Source organism: Microvirga antarctica, assembly GCF_017921815.1.
GTDB classification, from domain to species: Bacteria; Pseudomonadota; Alphaproteobacteria; order Rhizobiales; family Beijerinckiaceae; genus Microvirga; species Microvirga antarctica.
Genome location: NZ_JAGEMM010000005.1, coordinates 158,956 through 180,295, shown reverse-complemented (window position 1 = coordinate 180,295; position 21,340 = coordinate 158,956). Strand labels below are relative to the sequence as shown.

Annotated in this window: 24 protein-coding genes; 5 read left to right on the top strand and 19 right to left on the bottom strand. The window is 65.0% G+C overall.

Annotated elements, in window-relative coordinates; genetic code table 11:
* Nucleotides 1–65 precede the first annotated feature (65 nt).
* Nucleotides 66–404: a porin gene (locus J4G32_RS15745; RefSeq protein ID WP_210496284.1), complete on the top strand. Its 339-nt coding sequence runs from the start codon at nt 66–68 to the stop codon at nt 402–404.
* A 12-nt stretch (nt 405–416) separates the two neighbouring features.
* Here J4G32_RS15745 and coaA read toward each other — a convergent pair whose 3' ends face one another.
* The 8 genes from coaA to hisB form a co-directional block, all read right to left on the bottom strand.
* On the bottom strand, nt 417–1,391 hold the full coding sequence (gene coaA / locus J4G32_RS15740; protein WP_210496281.1) for a type I pantothenate kinase: 975 nt from the start codon (nt 1,389–1,391) through the stop codon (nt 417–419).
* A 19-nt stretch (nt 1,392–1,410) separates the two neighbouring features.
* Nucleotides 1,411–1,731, bottom strand: coding sequence for a phosphoribosyl-ATP diphosphatase (locus J4G32_RS15735; protein WP_210496279.1), 321 nt, complete (start codon nt 1,729–1,731; stop codon nt 1,411–1,413).
* Entirely contained in the window at nt 1,728–2,396 is a 669-nt protein-coding gene (locus J4G32_RS15730; protein ID WP_210496277.1) for an aspartate/glutamate racemase family protein, read from the bottom strand. Before J4G32_RS15730 ends, J4G32_RS15735 begins: the two co-directional genes overlap by 4 nt.
* 34 nt (nt 2,397–2,430) lie before the next feature.
* On the bottom strand, nt 2,431–3,219 hold the full coding sequence (gene hisF, locus J4G32_RS15725) for an imidazole glycerol phosphate synthase subunit HisF (RefSeq protein WP_210496275.1): 789 nt from the start codon (nt 3,217–3,219) through the stop codon (nt 2,431–2,433).
* Nucleotides 3,219–3,971: a 1-(5-phosphoribosyl)-5-[(5-phosphoribosylamino)methylideneamino]imidazole-4-carboxamide isomerase gene (hisA, locus tag J4G32_RS15720; RefSeq protein WP_210496274.1), complete on the bottom strand. Its 753-nt coding sequence runs from the start codon at nt 3,969–3,971 to the stop codon at nt 3,219–3,221. Before hisA ends, hisF begins: the two co-directional genes overlap by 1 nt.
* The gene (gene hisH / locus J4G32_RS15715; protein ID WP_210496273.1) at nt 3,959–4,609 is read right to left on the bottom strand and encodes an imidazole glycerol phosphate synthase subunit HisH; all 651 of its coding nucleotides are present in this window, start codon (nt 4,607–4,609) and stop codon (nt 3,959–3,961) included. The genes hisA and hisH overlap by 13 nt, the downstream gene beginning before the upstream one ends.
* Nucleotides 4,606–5,091 carry a DUF2628 domain-containing protein gene (locus J4G32_RS15710; RefSeq protein WP_210496272.1) on the bottom strand — a complete coding sequence of 162 codons (486 nt, stop codon included), beginning with the start codon at nt 5,089–5,091 and terminating at the stop codon, nt 4,606–4,608. Before J4G32_RS15710 ends, hisH begins: the two co-directional genes overlap by 4 nt.
* Before the next feature lie 84 nt (nt 5,092–5,175).
* Nucleotides 5,176–5,763: an imidazoleglycerol-phosphate dehydratase HisB gene (gene hisB / locus J4G32_RS15705; protein WP_210496271.1), complete on the bottom strand. Its 588-nt coding sequence runs from the start codon at nt 5,761–5,763 to the stop codon at nt 5,176–5,178.
* Between the two features lie 148 nt (nt 5,764–5,911).
* Here hisB and hslV point away from each other — a divergent pair, with 148 nt between their 5' ends.
* From hslV to hslU, 3 genes are read left to right on the top strand one after another with little or no spacing between them, the layout of a single operon-like run.
* Complete coding sequence (gene hslV / locus J4G32_RS15700) at nt 5,912–6,460, top strand: ATP-dependent protease subunit HslV (RefSeq protein WP_246505141.1); 549 nt, start codon at nt 5,912–5,914, stop codon at nt 6,458–6,460.
* On the top strand, nt 6,435–7,496 hold the full coding sequence (locus tag J4G32_RS15695) for a hypothetical protein (RefSeq protein WP_343232666.1): 1,062 nt from the start codon (nt 6,435–6,437) through the stop codon (nt 7,494–7,496). The genes hslV and J4G32_RS15695 overlap by 26 nt, the downstream gene beginning before the upstream one ends.
* On the top strand, nt 7,493–8,806 hold the full coding sequence (gene hslU / locus J4G32_RS15690; protein WP_210496265.1) for an ATP-dependent protease ATPase subunit HslU: 1,314 nt from the start codon (nt 7,493–7,495) through the stop codon (nt 8,804–8,806). Before J4G32_RS15695 ends, hslU begins: the two co-directional genes overlap by 4 nt.
* 27 nt (nt 8,807–8,833) lie before the next feature.
* Here the strand turns inward: hslU and J4G32_RS15685 are convergent, their stop codons facing one another.
* Nucleotides 8,834–10,600 (bottom strand): M10 family metallopeptidase, encoded by a 1,767-nt coding sequence (locus tag J4G32_RS15685; RefSeq protein ID WP_210496264.1) that lies wholly within the window; start codon nt 10,598–10,600, stop codon nt 8,834–8,836.
* A gap of 192 nt (nt 10,601–10,792) precedes the next feature.
* Here J4G32_RS15685 and J4G32_RS15680 point away from each other — a divergent pair, with 192 nt between their 5' ends.
* Entirely contained in the window at nt 10,793–11,290 is a 498-nt protein-coding gene (locus J4G32_RS15680; RefSeq protein ID WP_246505118.1) for a BA14K family protein, read from the top strand.
* A gap of 43 nt (nt 11,291–11,333) precedes the next feature.
* Here J4G32_RS15680 and J4G32_RS15675 read toward each other — a convergent pair whose 3' ends face one another.
* The 10 genes from J4G32_RS15675 to rbfA all read right to left on the bottom strand — a co-directional run bounded on the left by J4G32_RS15675 (nt 11,334) and on the right by rbfA (nt 21,284).
* The gene (locus tag J4G32_RS15675) at nt 11,334–13,073 is read right to left on the bottom strand and encodes a M10 family metallopeptidase (protein ID WP_210496263.1); all 1,740 of its coding nucleotides are present in this window, start codon (nt 13,071–13,073) and stop codon (nt 11,334–11,336) included.
* A gap of 180 nt (nt 13,074–13,253) precedes the next feature.
* The gene (locus J4G32_RS15670) at nt 13,254–13,604 is read right to left on the bottom strand and encodes a RidA family protein (RefSeq protein WP_210496262.1); all 351 of its coding nucleotides are present in this window, start codon (nt 13,602–13,604) and stop codon (nt 13,254–13,256) included.
* A gap of 83 nt (nt 13,605–13,687) precedes the next feature.
* Nucleotides 13,688–14,308, bottom strand: a complete 621-nt coding sequence (locus J4G32_RS15665) for a pyridoxamine 5'-phosphate oxidase family protein (RefSeq protein WP_210496260.1) — start codon at nt 14,306–14,308, stop codon at nt 13,688–13,690.
* 73 nt (nt 14,309–14,381) lie between these two features.
* The gene (gene mbfA / locus J4G32_RS15660) at nt 14,382–15,365 is read right to left on the bottom strand and encodes an iron exporter MbfA (RefSeq protein WP_210496258.1); all 984 of its coding nucleotides are present in this window, start codon (nt 15,363–15,365) and stop codon (nt 14,382–14,384) included.
* A 296-nt stretch (nt 15,366–15,661) separates the two neighbouring features.
* The gene (locus J4G32_RS15655) at nt 15,662–16,309 is read right to left on the bottom strand and encodes a tetratricopeptide repeat protein (RefSeq protein ID WP_210496256.1); all 648 of its coding nucleotides are present in this window, start codon (nt 16,307–16,309) and stop codon (nt 15,662–15,664) included.
* A 114-nt stretch (nt 16,310–16,423) separates the two neighbouring features.
* Nucleotides 16,424–18,580, bottom strand: coding sequence for a polyribonucleotide nucleotidyltransferase (gene pnp, locus J4G32_RS15650; protein WP_210496255.1), 2,157 nt, complete (start codon nt 18,578–18,580; stop codon nt 16,424–16,426).
* 228 nt (nt 18,581–18,808) lie between these two features.
* Nucleotides 18,809–19,078 (bottom strand): 30S ribosomal protein S15, encoded by a 270-nt coding sequence (gene rpsO / locus J4G32_RS15645; RefSeq protein WP_210496254.1) that lies wholly within the window; start codon nt 19,076–19,078, stop codon nt 18,809–18,811.
* Between the two features lie 241 nt (nt 19,079–19,319).
* Entirely contained in the window at nt 19,320–20,255 is a 936-nt protein-coding gene (gene truB, locus J4G32_RS15640; RefSeq protein ID WP_210496253.1) for a tRNA pseudouridine(55) synthase TruB, read from the bottom strand.
* The gene (locus tag J4G32_RS22105; RefSeq protein ID WP_210496252.1) at nt 20,248–20,853 is read right to left on the bottom strand and encodes a YcxB family protein; all 606 of its coding nucleotides are present in this window, start codon (nt 20,851–20,853) and stop codon (nt 20,248–20,250) included. The genes truB and J4G32_RS22105 overlap by 8 nt, the downstream gene beginning before the upstream one ends.
* 5 nt (nt 20,854–20,858) lie before the next feature.
* Nucleotides 20,859–21,284 (bottom strand): 30S ribosome-binding factor RbfA, encoded by a 426-nt coding sequence (gene rbfA / locus J4G32_RS15630; protein ID WP_210496251.1) that lies wholly within the window; start codon nt 21,282–21,284, stop codon nt 20,859–20,861.
* Nucleotides 21,285–21,340: the final 56 nt, after the last annotated feature.

Sequence of the window (21,340 nt, the reverse complement as noted above, 5' to 3'; positions counted from 1 at the left end):
GCGGACTTGCGGCGCTGGCCACGACAGTCTACCGTTTCGAAACCTTATCCTCGGGGAGTTCCGCCATGTTTCGCCCTGCCCTCCTCCTCGTTGGAATCCTTGTCGGGACCCTGCCGGCCAGCGCCGGCGGACCGACGCCTGAGCGGTCGCGCGCCGGGGTCGAATCCGAACGGGTCTGCGCCAGCCAAGGTGCCGGGTTCTTCTCGGTGCCGGGCACCGAGACCTGTCTGCGGATCGGCGGACGGGTGCGCTCCGATGTGGTGATGGGCTCGGGCCGGTCACGCTTGCAGGATGTGTCAGGGGTGCAGACCGGCGCGCGCGTCACGCTGGATGCCCGAACCCCCACCCCCTATGGGCCGCTGCGCACGGTGATCCGCTACCAGACCCCTGCCATGGGCCATTGAGGCCGAAGAACGCTACAGCCGCCTGAGCGCCACTGTCTCGATCCGGTGACTGGCGCCCTTTTTGAGGATCAGGCTCGCCCGCTGGCGGGTCGGCACGATATTTTCGCGCAGGTTCGTCAGGTTGATGCGGTTCCACAGCCCTTCGGCGATGGCGATCGCCTCTTCCTCGCCCACTTCCGCATAGCGTCGGAAATAGGACAGCGGATCGCGAAAGGCCGTGTGGCGCAGGCGCAGGAACCGGTTGACGTACCAGCGGTGGAGATCATCCTCCTCGGCGTCGATATAGACCGAGAAATCGAAGAAGTCGGACACGAAGGGGATGGCCAGCCCGTCCTTCGGCATGCGCGCCGGCTGGAGCACGTTCAGGCCCTCGACGATGAGGATGTCCGGGAGGTCGACCACCGCTTCCTCGCCCGGCACCACGTCGTAGACGAGATGCGAATAAAGCGGCGCGCGCACGTTGCGCTTGCCGGCCTTGATGTCGGCGAGAAAATGCAGGAGCGCACCGGTGTCGTAGCTTTCGGGAAAGCCCTTGCGCTCCATCAGGCCGAGGCGGATCAGCTCGGCATTGGGCAGAAGGAACCCGTCGGTGGTGACGAGATCGACCTTCGGGGTGTTGGGCCAGCGGGCGAGAAGCGCCTTCAGCACGCGGGCGGTGGTGGATTTGCCCACCGCGACCGAGCCCGCAACCCCGATGATGTAGGGCACCTTGGCGTCCTTCTCGGCGAGCAGGAAGCGCTGGGTCGCCTTGAACAGCCCCTGGGTGGCCGCCACGTAGAGGGACAGCAGGCGCGACAGCGGGAGATAGATCGCCGCCACTTCATCGAGGGAGATCGGGTCGTTCAGCGATTGCAGCTGCAGAACCTCGTCACCCGTGAGCGTCATCGGCGCGTCGGCGCGCAGCTTTGCCCATTCCTCGCGGGAAAAGCGGCGATAGGGCGAAAGCCCGTCGCCATTCTCGGTCGCGACCACGTTTTGCTGGTCCATCAGGGCGCCTTCCTGGACATCAGGGCTTGCGGGCGGCTTTCTCGGCAAGGCCGGATTGGGCCGTGCGCCGTTCGAGTTCGTTCAGCACATCACTTAGCGGAATGTGCGCGCCCCGCAAGACGACGAGCAGATGATACAGCACATCCGCGGCCTCCGCCGTCAGGTTTTGCCGGTCGCCGGAGACAGCCGCGATGACGGCCTCGACGGCCTCCTCGCCGAGCTTCTTGGCGGCTTTTGCCGGTCCGCCGGAAAGCAGCTTGGCGGTGTAGGATTCAGAATCCGGCGCCGATGCGCGGGCATCCACGATCCGCGCGAGATCCTCGAGGGTGAAGGCCGTCATCGGGATTCCTTTCGAACGGGCTTTGGCGTCTCGACAGCAGCGATGGCGCTCTTGAGGGCTTCCATTGGGCTGGTCAGGGGCCGTCCACCCTGGCAGCGCTCCGCGGCCGGCGCCATCGACGCCTGGGCCAGCGCCACATTGCGGGCGCCATCCGCGAAGGCACGATCAGCCGCCTGCGCGATTGCGTCCCCATAAGCCTCGGGCTGCCCGGATCGGAAAAGCGCCCACGCGTCGGGGACGAGCGCAACGGCGACGACGGTGTCGGTGTCCTGCGCGGCCTTCTCGAAAAGCGTCCGCGTCGACTCCAGCGTCGAGCGAACTGTGCAGAGCACGGTGAGCGGCCCGCCAGCGCCCACGGCCCGCCTGGCGAGAGCGTCATCGGCACGCAGCAGCCTGGCTCCATGCTCCGGTGGATCGGTTGCCACCACCGGGCCCAGCGTCGAGCAGGTGAGAATGACCGCATCGGCGTCTTGCGCGAGCCCGCGCAGGGCCGCGAGCGTATCGGCCGCGATCGCAGGCGTCAGGCCATTCTCCTGCTCGGCGCGGTCCAGAAGGTCGGCACGGACCGCATGGCGCAGCACGACGTCGGATCGTCCAAGGTCGGACAACGCGTCATCGAACAACGTCGCATTGCTCGGGGCCGTATGGAGGCAGGCGATGTGCATCGTGGGGCGCTCCAAAGCCGATCAGGGTGCGGGATCAGACGCGGGTTTGCGGATCGCGCCGCATCATCAACCCAGCCGCGGCCATGTAGTCCTTCGCCTCGCCGATGGTGTGCGTGCCGAAATGGAAGATCGAGGCGGCCAGCACGGCGCTCGCATGGCCCTCACGCACACCGTCGACCAGATGGTCGAGGTTGCCGACGCCGCCGGAGGCGATCACCGGCACCGTCACGGCATCCGCGATGGCGCGCACCAAGGCAAGGTCGTAGCCGCCTTTGGTGCCGTCCCGATCCATGGAGGTCAGCAGCAATTCGCCGGCGCCGAGATCGGCCACCTGGCGGGCGAACGCGATCGCGTCGATGCCGGTTGCCTTGCGTCCGCCATGGGTGAAGATCTCCCAGCGGTCGGGCTCGCCCTCCCCCGATACCTTCTTGGCGTCGATCGCCACCACGATGCACTGGCTGCCGAATTTCTCGGCTGCCTCGCGCACGAAGTCCGGATTGGACACCGCCGCGGTGTTGATCGAGACCTTGTCGGCCCCGGCCAGCAGGAGATTGCGGATATCCGCCACGGTGCGGACGCCGCCGCCGACCGTCAACGGCATAAAGCAGGCCTCGGCCGTGCGGCGCACCACGTCGAAGAGAATGCCGCGCGCCTCGTGGCTCGCCGTGATGTCGAGAAAGCAGAGTTCGTCGGCGCCGGCCGCGTCATAGGCCTTCGCGGCCTCGACCGGATCGCCCGCATCGACGAGATCGAGGAACTGCACGCCTTTGACGACGCGCCCATCCTTCACGTCGAGGCAGGGAATGAGACGGACTTTCAGCATCAGGCGGTCTCCCGCTTCACGCTGCGCAGCAGCGCCAGCGCCTGATCGGGGTCGATGCGGCCGTCATAGAGCGCCCGTCCGGAAATCGCCCCGCCGAGAATGGCGCAATCGGGCTGGGTCAGGCGCTCGATATCGGCCATCGACGCAAGCCCTCCGGAGGCGATGACGGGAATCTTGACCGCCCGGGCAAGCGCCAGCGTCATGGGAATGTTGAGGCCCTTCAGGATGCCGTCGCGGGCGATGTCGGTGTAGATGATCGCGCACACGCCCGCATCCTCGAAGCGGCGGCCGAGATCTTCGGCGGTGAGTGTCGAGGTCTGGGCCCAGCCCTCGACCGCCACGAGCCCGTCCTTGGCGTCGATGCCGACCGCGACCTTGCCAGGGTAGAGCCTAGCGGCTTCGCGCACGAAAGCCGGGTCGCGCACCGCCGCCGTGCCGATGATCACCCGCGAGACGCCCTTGGCGATCCACCCATCGACCGTCTTCATGTCGCGGATGCCGCCACCGAGCTGCACCGGAATGGCGATGCGCTTGAGAATGCCCTCAACAGCCGCCGCATTCATCGGCTTGCCCGCAAAGGCGCCGTCGAGATCGACCACGTGGAGCCAGGAGAACCCTTGCGCCTCAAACGAGGCCGCCTGGGCTGCCGGATCGTCGTTGAAGACGGTGGCCTGGTCCATGTCGCCCTGAATCAGGCGGACGCAGCGCCCGTCCTTCAAGTCGATGGCGGGATAGAGAATCACGGGCGCCACCTCATGAAGTTGGCAATCAGTCGGAGGCCGAGGGCCTGGCTTTTTTCGGGATGGAATTGCGTGCCGACCATGTTGTCGCGGGCGACGAGAGCAGTCACCGGGCCACCGTAATCCACGCTCGCCACAAGGTCTTCGGGGTCGCGCACGTCGAGCGCGTAGGAATGGACGAAATAGGCATGCAACCCGTCCTCGCCCGTGGCGATCCCGTCGAGCAGGGGATGGGGGTGATGCTGGCGCAGGTTGTTCCAGCCCATATGGGGAATCTTCAGGGACGGGTCGCTCGGCACGATGGCTTTCACGTCACCGGCGATCCAGTCGAGACCGGCGGTGGTCACGTGCTCGAGCCCCCGGCTCGCCATCAGCTGCATGCCGACGCAGATGCCGAGAAACGGCCGCCCGCCCTCGCGAACGGTGCGGGTCAGCGCTTCCACCATGCCGGGCACCGCATCGAGGCCGCGCCTGCAATCGGCGAAAGCCCCGACGCCGGGCAGCACGATCCTGTCGGCCGCAGCCACAATGGCGGGGTCGGAGGTGACACGAATGGGCTGGTCGAGACCGGCTTCGCGCGCCGCGCGCTCAAAAGCCTTCGCGGCGGAATGCAGGTTGCCCGAACCGTAATCGACGATCGCGACGCTCACCGGGACCGCTCCGCGTCAGGAAACAGGCCCAGCACCGGCTGCGCGGTCGGGCGCGGCCGCAGCAGAGGCGACGCCGCCGGCCGCGACACCGGAGCGGTAGGCGCAAGGAACCGGGCGATGAACTTTGCCTCCGCGTCGTCCTTGTCGGTGGCGTGGACCACGTCGACCACCGGCGAGCCGTGGCGCGCGAGCGTCCAGCGGCGAAGCGAATTCGCCTCCAGACCGATCAGGCAGGAGAGCAGCACCTGCGCGGCGAATGCCGCCGCGGGAAACACGTCGAGCACGCTCAACAGGACGTTGAGGCCGATGACGGCCAGCAGAACGAGGAGGCCCGCGATCCACAGGCGGTGGAAGAAAAACCACAACGCCGTGAAGGCGAAAGCGCCCCACGAGAAAGCATCCTTCACGATGACCGCGTCCTCGAGAACGGCGGGATCGCCGGGTTTTGCGCCGCGGGGCAGATGCAGGGTGAATGTGGCCATGGGAGAAAGTCCTTGGAGCCTTGTCGGGATGCCGCGATCCGGGACGATTGTGCCACAAAACGGCGGCGCGACCGGGTCGAACGGCTAGAGCGTCCCCTTGGTGGAGGGAACGCGGCCCCCCTCCTTCGGGTCCACCGCAACCGCGTGGCGGAGCACGCGGGCGAGGCCCTTGAAGCAGCTCTCGGCGATATGGTGGGAATTGACCCCGTAGAGCGTCTCCACATGCAGGGTGACGCCCGCATTCATGGCGAAGGCCTGAAAGAACTCGCGTACCAGCTCGGTGTCGAACGCGCCGATCTTCTCGGTCGGAAACGTCGTCTTGAACACCAGGAAGGGGCGGCCGGAAATATCGAGCGCCAGCCGGGTCAGGGTCTCGTCCATGGGCATGTGGATATCCGCATAGCGGCCGATGCCCTTCTTGTCGCCGAGCGCCTGGAGAACCGCCTGGCCGAGGGCGATGCCCGCATCCTCCGTGGTGTGGTGCTGGTCCACATGGAGATCGCCGGTGACCTGCACGGAAAGGTCGAACAATCCGTGGCGGGCGAACAGCTCAAGCATGTGGTCGAGGAAACCGACACCGGTCTGGATCTCGGCCTTGCCGGTGCCGTCGAGCATGATCGACACGGCGACATCGGTCTCGGCGGTTCGGCGGCTGACGCTCGCTTCGCGCATCGGGGCAAATCCTTGCAGAACGACGATAATCGGCGGGTTCTATCAAGACCCGGGATGAAACGCCACCCGCGTTGCTTTTGCATGATGAATGCTTAAGTCAGGGGCGGTCCCATCCGGAGTTTGCCGCTTGTCCGACGCCCTGCCCTCCATGCACGCCACCACCATTCTCATGGTCCGCAAGGACGGCCGCGTCGTCATCGGCGGCGACGGTCAGGTGAGCCTTGGCCCGACCATCGTCAAGGGCAATGCCCGCAAGGTGCGCCGCCTCAGCAAGGGCGAGGTCATCGGCGGCTTTGCCGGCTCCACGGCCGATGCCTTCACGCTGTTCGAGCGCCTCGAGGCGAAGCTCGAGCAATATCCCGGCCAGCTCACGCGAGCCTGTGTCGAGCTGACCAAGGATTGGCGCACCGACCGCTATCTGCGCCGGCTCGAGGCCATGATGCTGGTGGCCGACAAGGAGGTCGGCCTGCTGTTGTCGGGCAGCGGCGACGTGCTCGAGCCCGAAGGCGGCATCATGGCGATCGGCTCCGGCGGCAACTACGCGCTGGCGGCGGCTCGTGCGCTGGCCGATAGCGGCATGGACGCCGAGGCGATGGTGCGCCGGTCCCTTGGCATCGCGGCGGAAATCTGCGTCTATACCAATGGTAACATTGTTATAGAAAGCCTTGCGAGTGATCAGCGAAAGCTCCCTGACTAAGGCCGTCGAGCGCGGCATCCTCACCGCCGACCAACTGACGCAGCTGCAATCCCTGGCGCAGACCAACGGGCTCCCGGGGAACGACCCGGACGACGAAAAGCTGCGGTTCGTGACCGGCTTCAGCGATATTTTCGTGACGATCGGGATCGGGCTTTTTGCCAGCGCCGTGGCCTATTTTGCCGATACGTATGGCGAGCCGGTACGATGGGCCGCCCTCGCGGTCGTGTCCTGGGCCCTGGCAGAATTTTTCACCCGCCGCCGCCGCATGGCGCTCCCCAGCATTGTCCTCCTGTGCCTGTTTGCCGTCGCGGTGTTCGGGGCCGCCTACCTTGGGCTGAACAGGCTTTCCAGTGGAGACCCCTGGCACGAATCCATCCCGTTCGGCGTTAGGAATTGGCGCCCCGCGATCCTCACCAGTGCGGCGCTGATCACCCTCGGACTGGTCGCACTTCACTATTGGCGATTTCGCCTTCCCATCACGGTTGCGGCCGGTGCCGCAGCGCTGGCGGGCGTCGTTGTGGGGCTGGTCTTCATCGTCGCGCCGGATTTCGCCGACCGATATGCGATGGTGATCATCCTGGCGGCCGGGCTCTCGATCTTCACCCTCGCGATGCGCTTCGATCTGTCCGATCCCGCCCGCATCACGCGGCGGACCGATATCGCGTTCTGGCTTCACCTCCTGGCCGCGCCGATGATCGTCCATCCGATGATCGCAATTCTCGTGCTGAAAGATGCCGACTTCAGTGCGAGCATGGCGCTGGCCATTCTGGCGATCTTCGTGGCGCTGGGCGCAATCGCCGTTATTGTCGACCGTCGCGCCATTCTTGTGTCCGGGCTGGCCTATGCGGGCATTGCCTTCAAGACGCTCATCACCGGTGTCGGACTGACCGATCATGCGGCGGCCGCAACCCTGTTGGTCCTTGGCGCCTTCGTGCTGCTCCTCAGCGCCGGTTGGCGACCCCTGCGGGCTTTCCTTCTCAAGCTTCTGCCATCGGGTCTTGCACGACGATTGCCGCACCCCATTCTAACCCCATGACCTCCTTTTCTCCCCGTGAAATCGTTTCCGAACTCGACCGTTATATCGTCGGCCAGAACGACGCCAAGCGCGCGGTCGCCATCGCGTTGCGCAACCGCTGGCGGCGCCAGCAGCTTGAAGGCTCGCTGCGCGAGGAGGTGGCGCCCAAGAACATTCTGATGATCGGCCCGACCGGCTGCGGCAAGACGGAGATCTCGCGCCGCCTTGCGCGCCTGGCGAATGCGCCGTTCCTCAAGGTCGAGGCGACGAAGTTCACCGAGGTCGGCTATGTGGGCCGCGACGTGGAGCAGATCATCCGCGACCTCGTCGAGGTCGGCATCGGCCTCGTGAAGGAGGAGCGCCGCCGGCAGGTCGAGGCGAAGGCGCATCTTGCGGCCGAAGAGCGCGTGCTCGATGCGCTGGTGGGCCCGGCCGCGAGCCCCGCCACCCGCGACTCGTTCCGCCGCAAGTTGCGGGCGAACGAACTCGACGACAAGGAAATCGAGATCGAGGTGCCGCAGGGCGGCGGCCAGGGTCTGCCGATGTTCGACATTCCGGGCATGCCGGGTGCGTCGGTCGGGGCCATCAATCTGGGCGACATGTTCGGCAAGGCTTTCGGCGGCGGCCGCACCAAGACCCGGCGCACCACGGTGGTGGAGGCCTATGCGCCTCTGATCGCCGAGGAATCCGACAAGCTGCTCGACCAGGACGCCATCGTCCAGGAGGCGATCCGCCAGGTGGAGAACAACGGCATCGTGTTCCTCGATGAAATCGACAAGATCTGCGCCCGCGAAGGGCGCGGCGGTGCCGACGTGTCGCGCGAGGGCGTGCAGCGGGACCTGCTGCCGCTCATCGAGGGCACCACGGTGGCGACCAAGCACGGGGCGGTGAAAACCGACCACATCCTGTTCATCGCCTCCGGGGCGTTCCACGTCTCCAAGCCCTCCGACCTGCTGCCGGAATTGCAGGGCCGCCTGCCGATCAGGGTCGAGCTGTCGCCCCTGACGGTGGAGGATTTCAAGCGCATCCTGACAGAGACCGAGGCGAGCCTCATCAAGCAGACCGTGGCCCTCATGCGCACGGAAGGCATGGAGCTGGTCTTCACCGACGATTCCATCGACGCGCTGGCGGAAGTGGCCGTGCAGGTGAACAACTCGGTGGAGAATATCGGCGCGCGACGGCTCCAGACGGTGCTCGAGCGGGTGCTCGACGATGTGTCGTTCACCGCCCCCGACCGTTCCGGCGAGACCCTGACGATCGATGGCGCCTATGTTCGCGGCGAGGTCGAGAGTCTCGCCCGCAACACGGATCTCAGCCGCTTCATCCTTTGACCGGCGGGCTTTTGCGAGTCCGTGCCGTCAGATGACGAAGACGTCCGCTGCCGTGAAGCCGAGCCCTTTCTTGAGAATGACGATCGGCACGGCCGCGCCGAGGCCGTTGCCATCGTGGTCGTAGGCGAGAAGGCCCGTCTTCTTGTTGTAGATCAGCACGTCATTGGAATCCTTGGCTTTCTCGATGGCGAAGAACTGTTTCTTGAGCGCTCCGGGTTTGGCCGTCGTCCCCTTCCCGAGCTTGCTCATGTATTTGTTGTCGAGCCAGATCGTGTCGTCTTTCACCGAAAAATCGGTAATCTTGTCGAGGTTGGTTTTGCGGTTCGGCTTGGTGTCGAAGATGAAGATGTCCTTGCCGGCGCCGCCAGTCAGAATGTCGTTGCCCAATCGGCCGGACAGCGTGTCGTTGCCGCTTCCTCCGGTCAGGCGGTCCACGCCGCTTCGTCCCACCAATGTCAGAGAACTCGGCGTCCATACCGGCACGCCACTGAGCAACTGGTCCCGCGACAAGGTGGCGTCTGAAAACTGGAAGACCTCGATGGCCCAAAGCCTGTCCTGGCCGTCCCCGCCGGCGCGCCCGTCTGTCACGACAAGGCTTCCGTCCGCTTGCGCCGTGGCCGTGTAGCTCGCGCGCGCTCCAGAAAACACCGCCCGGTCGGACACGCCCTCGCCGCCATCGAGGCTGTCGTTGCCCGCACCGCCCGTCAGCGTGTCACTGCCGGCCCCGCCGGAAAGCCGGTTGGTCGCCCCGTTGCCGGTGATCAGATCGTCGCCGCTGCCGCCCAGCGCGTTCTCGATGAGGGATCGGGTATCGCCCTGAAAGAGCCGCGCATTGGCGACATTGCCGGCCGCCGGACGTGTGACGTTAGTCGTGTCGAGGTCGGCCAGCTGCGACGCCGAAAAGGTCGAGAAGGCGCCGGGCCGCAAATCGATCGTCTCGGCGGTGGTATAGGCAGAGAGATCGTAGGTGTCCGTGCCGTTGCCGTCCCAGATCGTCATGAGGATCTTGCCGCCGACCGGTGTGCCGCGATCCTGGCCGTCGACGAACATGGTGCCGGTGGCCGGGTCCCACCGATAGGTCGTGTCTCCCGCATTGGTGGTGAAATTGGCCCCATACATGTATTGCAGCGCCGCGATGTCATCCTGCATGTAGGTGAATGGGTTGTCGCTGGCGGTATTGCCCTGGACCGGGTCGCCGACGGCCCCGGTATAGGACCGGTAGGTCATGAGCGAGTAGTTCCAGTTGTCCTCGGCGGCAGGCAGGGGACCGGGCCCGTTGCCCGTATTGTCGTCGAACCTGTTGGCGGACTGGCCGTGCTTGAGACCAAGGGTGTGGCCGAGTTCGTGGAGGATCGTCGACAGACCCCAATTGCCCAGTCGCGGATCCATGAACGTCGGGCCACCATTGGGATTCATCCAGACGTCGCCGCTCTTGCCCAGCCCCTCCGGATAATAACCGGCCGCGGTATTGTAGAAGTTGGTGAGCGCAAACCGGATATGACCGTGAACGGTGGCGGTCTCGTTGATCTCGTTGAAGGTCAGATTGGTGTAGCTCTGCGCCAGCCCCAACGCGTAGCGGACCGTCTGGGCCTGGTCGGTCTCGGTAGAACCGGCGCCGTCGATGGGCTGAAAATGCTGCGCCGCCGTGTTCTCGGCGCCGTAGGCCTGCCCGTCGTCATAGAAACTCCCGTTGCGCGGGAAACTGAAATTCAGGCTCGGGAGGCTCCAGGCCACGCCAGAAAGCAGGCCGTTGATGGATTGGTCGGTGCTGAGCGGGACAATGCGTGACGTCATGGCAAGACTCTAACAAATGGCAATAATGTTATTGTATAACTTAAATGTGCCAGAATGCCAGCGCCCGCCACGAAAATCCCTGGCGGCTCCGCCTGACGGCATTGTCACAACTCCGCGACAGGACGGCCATTCCCGAGGTTTGCCGGAACGGCCGGCAGAAATTGGCGTTCCGCCTGCAAGGAGAATGTCCTCATGCGTAAACTGATGTTGAGTCTGGCCGCGATGGCGGCCCTGTCGAGCGCGTCCCTTGTAGCCCCCGCCATGGCGGCGGAATCGCCATCGCAGGCTGTGGCCGCGCCGCTTGCAGCATTGCAAGCCTCCACTCTGGACACGAGCTATGCCCAGTATCGGGGTCGCGGCGCCTACCGGGGCGGATACCGCGGAGGCTATCGTGGCGGCTATCGCGGGCGGCCGGTCTATGGCGGCGGACGCTATTACGGCCGTCCGGGTTACGGGCGTCCCTATTACGGAAGACCCTATTATGGTGGAAACTACGGTGGCGCTGCCGCCGCCGGAGCGGTAGGCCTCGCGGCCGGGGCCATCATCGGCGGTGCGATCGCGCAACAATCGGCACCAGTCTATGCCGCGCCGAACAATGCCGTGGCGTATTGCGCCCAGCGCTTCAAATCCTACAACCCGGCGACGGGAACCTATCTGGGATATGATGGCCTGCGCCATTCCTGCCCCTGAGGTGACTACCCCCGAGAGCTTCGGCCTCGGGGGTCACCCGAGGTCAGATGACGAAGAAGTCCAGGGCGGTCATCTTGAGGCCCTTCTTCAGGGTGGCGATCTCGAGCGCTGTTTTCCCGCCTGAGCCGTCAGCGTCATAGAACAGCACCCCGGTCTTGGCATTGAACACCACGTGGTCATTCTTGTCGCGGGCATGGTCACCGATGGTAAAGAACGCCTTGTTCAGCTTGCCGGGTCTGGCCTCGGTGCCCTTTCCAAGGGTCTTGAACACCGCATTGTCGAGCCATATGGAATCGTCGCGCACGGAGAAATCCGCGATCTTGTCCCAGTTTTTCCGACCCGCTGTGGCATTGAACACGAAGACGTCCTTGCCCGTCCCTCCGGTCAGCCCATCGCGACCGGCCCCGCCGTAGAGGCGATCGTTTCCTGTGCTGGCCGTGAGGTTGTCATTGCCGCCGCCCCCGCTCAGGGTGTCGTTGCCGGATGCGCCCCGGAGGAGGTTCGCGCCGGCATTCCCGGTGAGCCGGTTGGCCAGGCTGTTGCCCGTGAGCGAGAACCCCGAAGCACCGGTGAGAACCGCGTTTTCGATATTGGCCCCGAGCAGCAGGGCAATGGATGTCTGGATCGTGTCGATGCCCTCGTTCGCCGCCTCGATGACGAAATCGCCCGGATTGTCGACCCAATAGATATCGGACCCTGGGCCGCCCCTGAGACTATCGGGTCCCCCCTTCCCGTCGAGGGTATCGTTGCCGGCATTTCCCACCAGGATATTGCTGGCGGCGTTGCCAATCAGCGTATCGAAACCGCTGCCGCCCAGAGCGTTCTCGATGAGCGATCGCGCGTCGCCCTGGAACAGCCGGGCATTGGCGACATTGCCGAGGGCCGGACGCGTGACGCTGCTTCCGTCCAGATCGGCCAGTTGCGTCGAATCGAACGTCGAGAACCCACCGGGCTGAAGGTCGATTTTCAGGGCTGTGGTGTAGAACGAGAGATCGTACGTGTCGTTGCCGTTGCCATCCCAGATCGTCATCAGGATCTTGCGGTCGATCGGCGTGCCCCAGTTCACCCCGTCGATGAAGAAGCCGCCGCTGGCAGGATCCCACTGATAGAGCGTATTGCCCGCATTCGTGCCGAAGTTCGGGCCATACAGATATTGCAGCGCCGCGATGTCGTCCTGCATGTAGGTGGTCGGATTGTCGCTGGTGAAGTTGCCGCGCACCACATCGGTCGCGGCGCCCGCATAGCTGCGGTAGGTCATCAGCGAGTAGTTCCAGTTGTCCTCCCCGGTCGGCAGAGAGCCTGGATTGAAACCGTTGAGACCGTTCGTTTCGTGTCCGTGCTTAAGGCCCAGCGTATGGCCGACCTCGTGCATGATGGTCGCCAGACCCCAGTTGCCCACGCCGGGCGTGGTGTAGGTCGGGCCGCCATTGGGGTTCATCCAGATGTCGCCGTCCTGGAGGTTGCCCGACGGATAGAACCCATAGGCGGTGGACGGCACGTTCGACATGGAAAGCCGGATCGCGGCGTGGTTGATGTTCGTCTCCACGATCTCGTTGAACTGCAGCGCCGTGTAGCTCTGGATCAGCCCGAGACCATACCGCACGCTCTGCTGCTGGAGCGTATTGGCTGGTTGGAACGAGTTGGTTTCGCCGTTGCCATAGCCATTGCCATAGACGGCGCCGCTGCCGGGGAAACTGAACGTGAGGAGGTTCTGTGTCCAGGCGACCCCGGACAGAATGCCGTCGATGGATTGATTGCCGCTGAGAGGAACGTTGCGCGCCATGGCCACCTGGGCTCCCACAATCGCGGCAGAGCCGCGCCAGATAGGGCTAGCGATGCATCAGGGGCCGCTTGGCTGAACTCTCTTCACTCTCTCTATCATGGGTAGTGACGTTACGGCAGCTATCCAGAAGGATGACGCGCCCCGGGAGCCGTCGCCGACCGCTCCCGGGATCTGTGCCATTTACTTGGCGGCGATGATGGCGATTTCGACCTTGAGGGGAGCCGATGCGAGCTTGGCCTCGACGGTCGCACGGGCGGGCGAATTGCCGGCCGAGACCCACGCATCCCACACCGCGTTCATCTCCTGGAACGTACCGATGTCGGTGAGCCAGATATTGGCCATGAGCGCCTTGGATTTATCCGTACCGGCCTCGGCCAGGAGGCCATCGATCTTGGCGAGAATTTCCTTGGTCTGCTCGGTCACGCTCTGACCGGCCGTCTTCTCGGCGACCTGCCCTGCGAGATAGACCGTGTTGCCGTGAACGACGGCGCCGCTCATGCGCGGGCCGGGTTTGAAACGCTGGATCGTCATGTCAAAAATCCTCAGTGGCTGGCGGAAAAGAACACAGGGCTTTGTCACGGGCTCATGGCGTCGCGTCAAGACACGCATCGACGCTAATAAAGCGTGTTGCGCACCCGTTCCGGCAGGGCCCTGTCGTATTCGGCGCCACCGAGCCTGCTCTCGCTCAGGGCGGCGAGCATCTCGCCGGCGCTCGGCAGCGCTCCGCGCGGCACGTGATGGGCAGGGTCCCACAGATGGGAGCGCAGGATGGCGCGCGCGCATTGGAAGAACACCGACTCGACGCTGACCACCAGAACCGTGCGGGGGAGCGTCTCGCCCACGGCAAAGCGCGCCAGCAAAGCCGGATTGGTCGAGATCGTCGCCCGGCCATTCACCCGCAGGGTCTCGCCGATGCCGGGGATCAGGAACAGCAGCGCCACCCGCGGATCCTCGACGATGTTGCGCAGGGAATCGAGTCGGTTGTTGCCCCGGCGGTCCGGCATCAGCAGCGTTCTCTCGTCGGCCACATGGACGAAACCCGGCCCGTCGCCGCGGGGCGAGCAGTCGAGCCCGGAAGGTCCGCTCGTGGCCAGGGAGACGAAAGGGGCGGCGGCGATGAAGGCCGCGTAGACCGGCACGATCCGGTCGACCTCCTTGACGCGGGAGGCCTCGGCGGCGGTGCCATAGAGGGTTTCGAGGTCGGGCAGGGTGGTGACGGTGAAGGAGTCGCTCACGGGTTTCTCTCGCGGGTAGCTCGGACGAGGACACGATCCCTAGCGCAAAACTGTCGCGCTGACATCTTTCCCCTCAGGCATTGCCGATGATCACACCGGCGGCAAAGACCAGGGAGCCGCCCAGCACCACCTGGAAGGCGGCGCGGAGGAAAGGCGTGTCCATGTAGCGGTTCTGGATGAACGCGATGGCCCAGAGTTCGACGAACACGACGCCCATGGCCACCAGGGTGGCGGTCCAGAAATGCGGAATGAGATAGGGCAGGGCGTGGCCGAGGCCGCCGAGCGCCGTCATGATGCCCGAGGCAAGGCCGCGCTTCAGCGGCGAGCCGCGTCCCGACAATTTGCCGTCGTCATGGGCCGCCTCGGTGAAGCCCATGGAAATGCCCGCCCCGATCGAGGCCGACAGCCCGACCAGAAAGGTCTGCCAGGTATCCTGCGTGGCAAAGGCCGCGGCGAAGATCGGCGCCAGGGTCGAGACCGAACCGTCCATCAGGCCAGCGAGCCCTGGCTGGACGAAGGTGAGGATGAACTGCCGGCGTTCGACCTCCCGCTCCTCCTCCTGCACATTGGCGGGCGTATGCGCGACGCCAAGGTCGCGGGCTAGCGCCTGGTGGCCCTGTTCTGCCGCAGCCAGATCGCCCAGGAGCTTGCGGGTGTTCGCATCGGTGCTGCGCTTGGCGGCCTCCACGTAGAACAGGTGCGCCTGCTCTTCCATGGTCTCGGCCGCGGCCCGGACCTTGTCGATCCCCAGCGGGCGGACGAGCCAATCGGGCTTGCGCTCGTAATAGCCGCTCACATGCTCGCGGCGGATCAGCGGGATTGTGTCGCCAAACCGGCGCTGATGCGCCGCGATCAGCGCACCGCGATGCCGGTCCTCCTCGTCCGCCATGTCATCGAAGACCTTGGCGGATTGCGGAAAGGCCTCGCGCAGGCCGTCCGCATAGGCGCGATAGATCCGGCCATCGTCCTCCTCGGACGAGATCGCCAGGGCGAGAATCTCCTGCTCGGACAGGGAATCGAAGGGACGGCGGTTGAAGCTGAAGACCCGGGAGAGCATGGGGACACCTTGTTTAGAATTATTCTAATAAACCTCCCTGCGGCCATGTCAAATCTGGCGGCCGAACCGGCACGCGATTGACGGGTGTTCGGTCCTCGGTAGGCGGCCGAGGGCCGCGGCTGTTGCGGATAGGATATCCGTGCATGCAGCCCTCGGGGCCGAAGGTAGGGCTTCGCCCCGTTGCCCGAGCGAATTGCGACCCACGCCGATAGATCGGGGTATCGGGTCACGCGCGGCTCTCAGCGTCTCGGTGACGTCTCAGCCGTTCTCTTTGCAGACGACGTTCACCGAAAGGGTCACCGTGCCGCCGCCTCGCGCAAGAGCGCCTTCACGAGATCCTGATGGGGCACCATGTAGCGTTCGAAGTACTGGCGACCTCGTGCCTGAGCCTGCTCCAATTGAGCCGGACTCAGCATGCTTGCCAGTTGCATGGCATTCTTGGTCGCCGCACCATCCATGATGGACGCGTGGGTGGCGGGGAACAACCACGCAAATCCCTCGACGAGATCGACACTCACGCCTTGGCCTTGCACGTAAAGTAAAGCCAACTCGTTCGCGGCCCGAAAGTGGCCGCGTTTTGCCGCAAACTCATACCATTGAGCAGCCTTCCCAGGATCAGCCGCCACGCCGTCGCCCTTGCGGAGCGCCTGACCAAGATTGAACGCGGCGAGCGCGCTCCCTTTGCGCGCTGCCTGCTCATAATACGAGACAGCCTTGGGCATGTCGCGCGGCAGGGCTTTTCCGGCCGAGTGGTAAATTCCGAGATTGTAGAGGGCCTGGGGATCGCCCTTCCCAGCCGCGTCTTCGAGGTGGCGCAGGGCAAAGACGTAGTCGCCGCGGTTGTAAGCCGCAATGGCGTCCGCCACATCCGCCAGCGCCGGGTTGGATATCGTCCATCCGATGAGGGTGGCGAGAGAGGCCACAACCCGTTGAACGCGTGACATGGGAAACCCGATAAATGATATGTCATCACTCTTAATCGGAGGCCCCAGAAGAAGCAAGGGCGCGGTTTGCACCGCGCCCTCTGACTTTATCGAAGCAAGTGATGAACCGCTGGCTTACTCGGCAGCGCGGGTCTTCTCGGCTTCCCGCTCTGCCTTCAGCTTCTCGGTGATGTCCTCGCCGGTTTCCTGGTCGACCACCTTCATGGACAGGCGCACCTTGCCGCGCTCGTCCATGCCGAGGAACTTGACCTTGACCTTGTCGCCTTCCTTGACCACGTCCGTGACCTTGTTGACGCGGTTCTTGGCCAGCTCCGAGATGTGGACGAGGCCGTCGCGCGAACCAAAGAAGTTCACGAACGCGCCGAATTCCATCACCTTGACGACCGTGCCCTCGTAGACCGTGTTGATCTCGGGCTCGGCCACGATGGAGCGGATCCAGTTATAGGCCGCCTTGATGGACTTGCCGTCGGCCGACGCGATCTTGATGAGGCCGTCGTCGTTGATGTCGATCTTGGCGCCGGTCTTCTCCACGATCTCGCGGATGACCTTGCCGCCCGAACCGATGACTTCGCGGATCTTGTCGGTGGGGATCTGCATGGTCTCGATGCGGGGCGCATGCTCGCCGAGTTCCGAGCGCGGCGCGGTGAGCGCGTTGTTCATCTCGACCAGGATGTGGTCGCGGCCGGCCTTGGCCTGATCGAGCGCGACGCGCATGATCTCTTCGGTGATGCCCGCGATCTTGATGTCCATCTGGAGGGACGTGATGCCGCCCTCGGTGCCGGCCACCTTGAAGTCCATGTCGCCGAGGTGATCCTCGTCGCCCAGGATGTCGGACAGAACCGCGTAGCGCTCACCCTCGAGGATGAGGCCCATGGCGATACCCGCCACCGGACGGCGCAGCGGCACGCCGGCATCCATCAGCGACAGCGAAGCGCCGCAGACGGTGGCCATCGACGATGAACCGTTCGACTCGGTGATTTCCGACACCACGCGCAGGGTGTAGGGGAACTCGTGCGCCGGCGGCAGCATCGGACGGATGGCGCGCCAGGCGAGCTTGCCGTGGCCGATTTCGCGGCGGCCGGGCGAACCCATGCGGCCGGTCTCGCCGACCGAGTAGGGGGGGAAGTTGTAGTGCAGCAGGAAGGTCTCCTTGCGGGTGCCTTCAAGCTGGTCGATGTACTGCTCGTCCTCGCCGGTGCCGAGCGTGGTGACGACCAGCGCCTGGGTCTCGCCGCGGGTGAACAGCGCCGAACCGTGGGTGCGGGGCAGGACGCCGACTTCGGAGACGATCTGGCGGACGGTCGACAGGTCACGGCCGTCGATGCGCTTGCCGGTATCGAGGATGTTCCAGCGAACGACCTTGGCCTGGGCGTCCTTGAAGACCGCCTTGACCTTCTCGGCGCTGAATTTGGCTTCGCCCTCGGCCGGAACCAGCGCATCCATCACCTTGTGCTTGACGAGGTCGATGGCGGCGTAGCGGTCCTGCTTCTTAGTGATCTTGTAGGCTTCGCGCAGATCGTCGCCGGCGATATCGAGCACGGCCTTTTCGATCTCGGCCACGTCGGCCGGCTGGTAATCGCGCGGCTCCTTGGCGGCCTTTTCGGCGAGGCGGACGATCGCTTCGATCACCGGCTGGAAATGCTTGTGGCCGAACATCACGGCGCCGAGCATCACGTCTTCGGCGAGCTCCTTGGCTTCCGATTCGACCATCAGGACCGCGTCGGCGGTGCCGGCGACCACGAGGTCGAGGGTGGATTCCTCAAGCTCCTGCAGGGGCGGGTTCAGCTTGTACTGGCCGCCGATATAGGCGACGCGCGCAGCGCCGACCGGACCCATGAAGGGCACGCCCGAGAGGGTGAGGGCGGCTGAGGCCGCCACCATGGCGACGATGTCGGGATCGTTCTCGAGATCGTGCGACAGCACCGTCACGACGACCTGCGTCTCGTTGCGGTAGCCGGCGGCGAAGAGAGGACGGATCGGGCGGTCGATGAGGCGGGAGACCAGGGTCTCCTTCTCGGTCGGGCGACCTTCGCGCTTGAAATAGCCGCCGGGGATGCGGCCGGCCGCGTAGGTGCGCTCTTGGTAGTTCACCGTGAGCGGGAAGAAGTCGATGCCGAGCTTCGGCTCCTTGGCCGACACGACGGTTGCGAGCACCGAGGTCTCGCCGTAGGTGGCGACGACGGCGCCGTCAGCCTGGCGGGCGATCTTGCCCGTTTCGAGCACGAGCTTGCGCCCGGCCCACATCAGTTCTTCGCGTTGAATATCGAACATCAGGGTGTCTTTCATGACATGGCGGGGGCGATGCCATGAGCAAGACGGCAAGAGGCTCAGGTGCAACGGGGGTCAGCGCCGGGCTGAGCCTCTGCGTCGGATAAGCCTCTTGCGATCCTGCCATGGTCATCGCGTCGTCCGCCTCTTTTTCCAAGGGCGCGGGGACCACGTCCCACGAGCGCCAAGAGGCCGTCCGGAGCCGGGCTCCGGACGGAAGTGTCATCGAGGTTAGCGGCGGATGCCGAGCTTCTCGATCAGGGTCCGGTAGCGCGCCTCGTCGCCCTTCTTGACATAGTCGAGAAGCGAGCGACGCTGCGACACCATCTTCAGGAGGCCGCGGCGGGAATGGTTATCCTTCGCGTGGGTCTTGAAGTGGCCGGTCAGGTTGTTGATCCGCTCGGTCAGAATGGCGACCTGCACCTCTGGGGAGCCGGTATCGCCTTCCTTGTGAGCGTATTCCTTGATAAGCGCGGTCTTGCGCTCAGCCGTAATCGACATCGATCAGTCCTTTCGGGTTGGTCGTTGAAAGCGGCCTGTTTCCTTTGGAAATCAGGCCATGGTCGCTGGGGAAGGCCGGGCCGGGATGTCGTCCAGCGCGGTCTCGATCGCAGCGCATCCTGCAGACAAGGCCTGCGGGAAGTGGCCGCACCATACACGAAAAGCGCGTAAGTGCGAGTGAAATCATGCGGTTGGTGAGGCCGGTCCGGTTTGCCCGATCAGGCGCCTGCCCGGTTTGCGCTCACGCCCCGAGATTGAAGACCCGGTGCGGCACCAATTCGCCCTTCTCGACATCGCCCACCGCAACGAGCACCCCGTTGCAGGTGGCGAAGATCTTGCCCGAAATGGGCGCGTCCCGCCCGCGCAGGATGATCGACTGGCCGCGCATGAGGCGACCGGCCATGTCGCGGCTCACCGCGATGGAGGGGATGTCGTGCAGAGCCGATTCGACGGGCCGAAGCGCTGCCGCATCCGTCGTCAGATCGTCGACCGTGACCGCGTCGGCTTCCGTGAACGGCCCGACCCGGGTCCTCCGCAGGGCTGCGATGTGGCCGAGGCAGCCGAGCGCCCGGCCGAGATCGCGGGCGATGGCGCGCACATAGGTGCCTTTCCCGCAATCGGCCTCGAGCACGGAGCGATTGCCCCGGTGGTGCACCAGCGCGATCCGGTCGATCTCGACGGTGCGCGGCTGCAACTCCACCACCTCGCCGTCGCGGGCGAGATCATAGGCGCGCTCGCCCTGGATCTTGATGGCGGAAAACCGGGGCGGCACCTGCTGCACCTGGCCGATGAAACGCGGCAGCAGGGCTTCGATGGCGGCGGCTTCCGGCAGCAGATCCGTGCGACCCACCACCTCGCCCTCGGCGTCGTCGGTGTTGGTCTCCTCGCCCCAGGCAACGGTGAACACGTAGGATTTGCGGCCGTCCATGATGAACGGCACGGTCTTCGTGGCCTCGCCCAGCGCAATCGGAAGGATGCCGGAGGCCAGCGGATCGAGGGTCCCCGCATGGCCTGCCTTCTTGGCCGACAGCCCGCGCTTGACCACCGCGACCGCGTGGGTCGACGTCATGCCGACGCCCTTGTCGAGGATAATCCAGCCGTTGACGTCGCGCTTTTTCGGCCGGTCGCCCTGGGGCCGACGCTGCGGGGGATGGGGGTTTGTCGGTGCGTCATTCATGGCGGGTCTCTGGCGGGTACGGGGTCTGACCAGCAGGAGCGATCATGCGACCCAGGAAACGTGCAAAAGCCGTCGCATCGTCGGGTCTGGCGAAGGCGGTTTTCGGAATCGCCAGAAATGGCGTGCGGCGTTTGAACAGGACGAGGTGGGTTTTGGTTTCCGCAACCCGGGACACGGAAGACAGCCTCACGTGAAAGCCGATCTCCTCATTGTCCATGGTCAAGGTATGGCCATCGGCGCGCAGCCGGGACGGCGGGTTTTCTGCCAGGTCGCGGGCGATCCCGTGCTTCCAGGCCCGCTCCATGGCGAACCGGTAAGCGGCGATGCCGAACAGCCCTCCAAAGATCCCGGTGGAAAGCAGCGTCAATCCCAACGGCACATCCGGGTCGGTCAACACCACGAATCCCACGGTGGCGAAGGCCGCAAGCGCGCCGGCGCCGAGCCGTGCGAGGAGGGTGGTTGCCACATGGTATGACCGATACGGATTGAAGCGCGCCAGAGCGCGCTGATCGGCCCCCGTCGCGTCCACGGTCAGGTCGAGGATGCCCGTGGCCGCTCCGATCGCGGGGCCGGGCTCCTGTGCGTTCTCCGCGCTCACCGATGCTACTCGTCGGCGTCGGATTCGTCGTCCGATCCGGGCTTGGCCGTATCGCGGGCGACCTTTTCGGTGCGCAGGAGCTTGGTGATCCGGTCGGCCTCGTCGAAGGTCTCATCCCGATGGAAACGCAGGTCGGGGGCGAATTTCAGGTTTACCCGGCGCGCCACTTCCTTGCGGAGCACGACCTTGTTCTTCTCGAGCGCCTTGATGACCGCGTCTTCGTCGCGCCCGCCGAGCGGCATCACGTAGGCGGTGGCAAGCTTGAGGTCAGGTGACATGCGCACCTCGGGAATGGTGATGACGTGTTTGCCCAGCACAGGGTCCTGCACGTCGCCGCGTGACAGCACCTCGGCCAGCGCATGCCGCACGATCTCGGCGACGCGCTGCTGGCGCTGCGTGGGGCCGGCGTTTTGATCAAACCGTTTAGCCATCTTCAACCTCCGGGATTGGACCGGACCCTCTCGCCTGATCGTGCGGGGACGCGCCC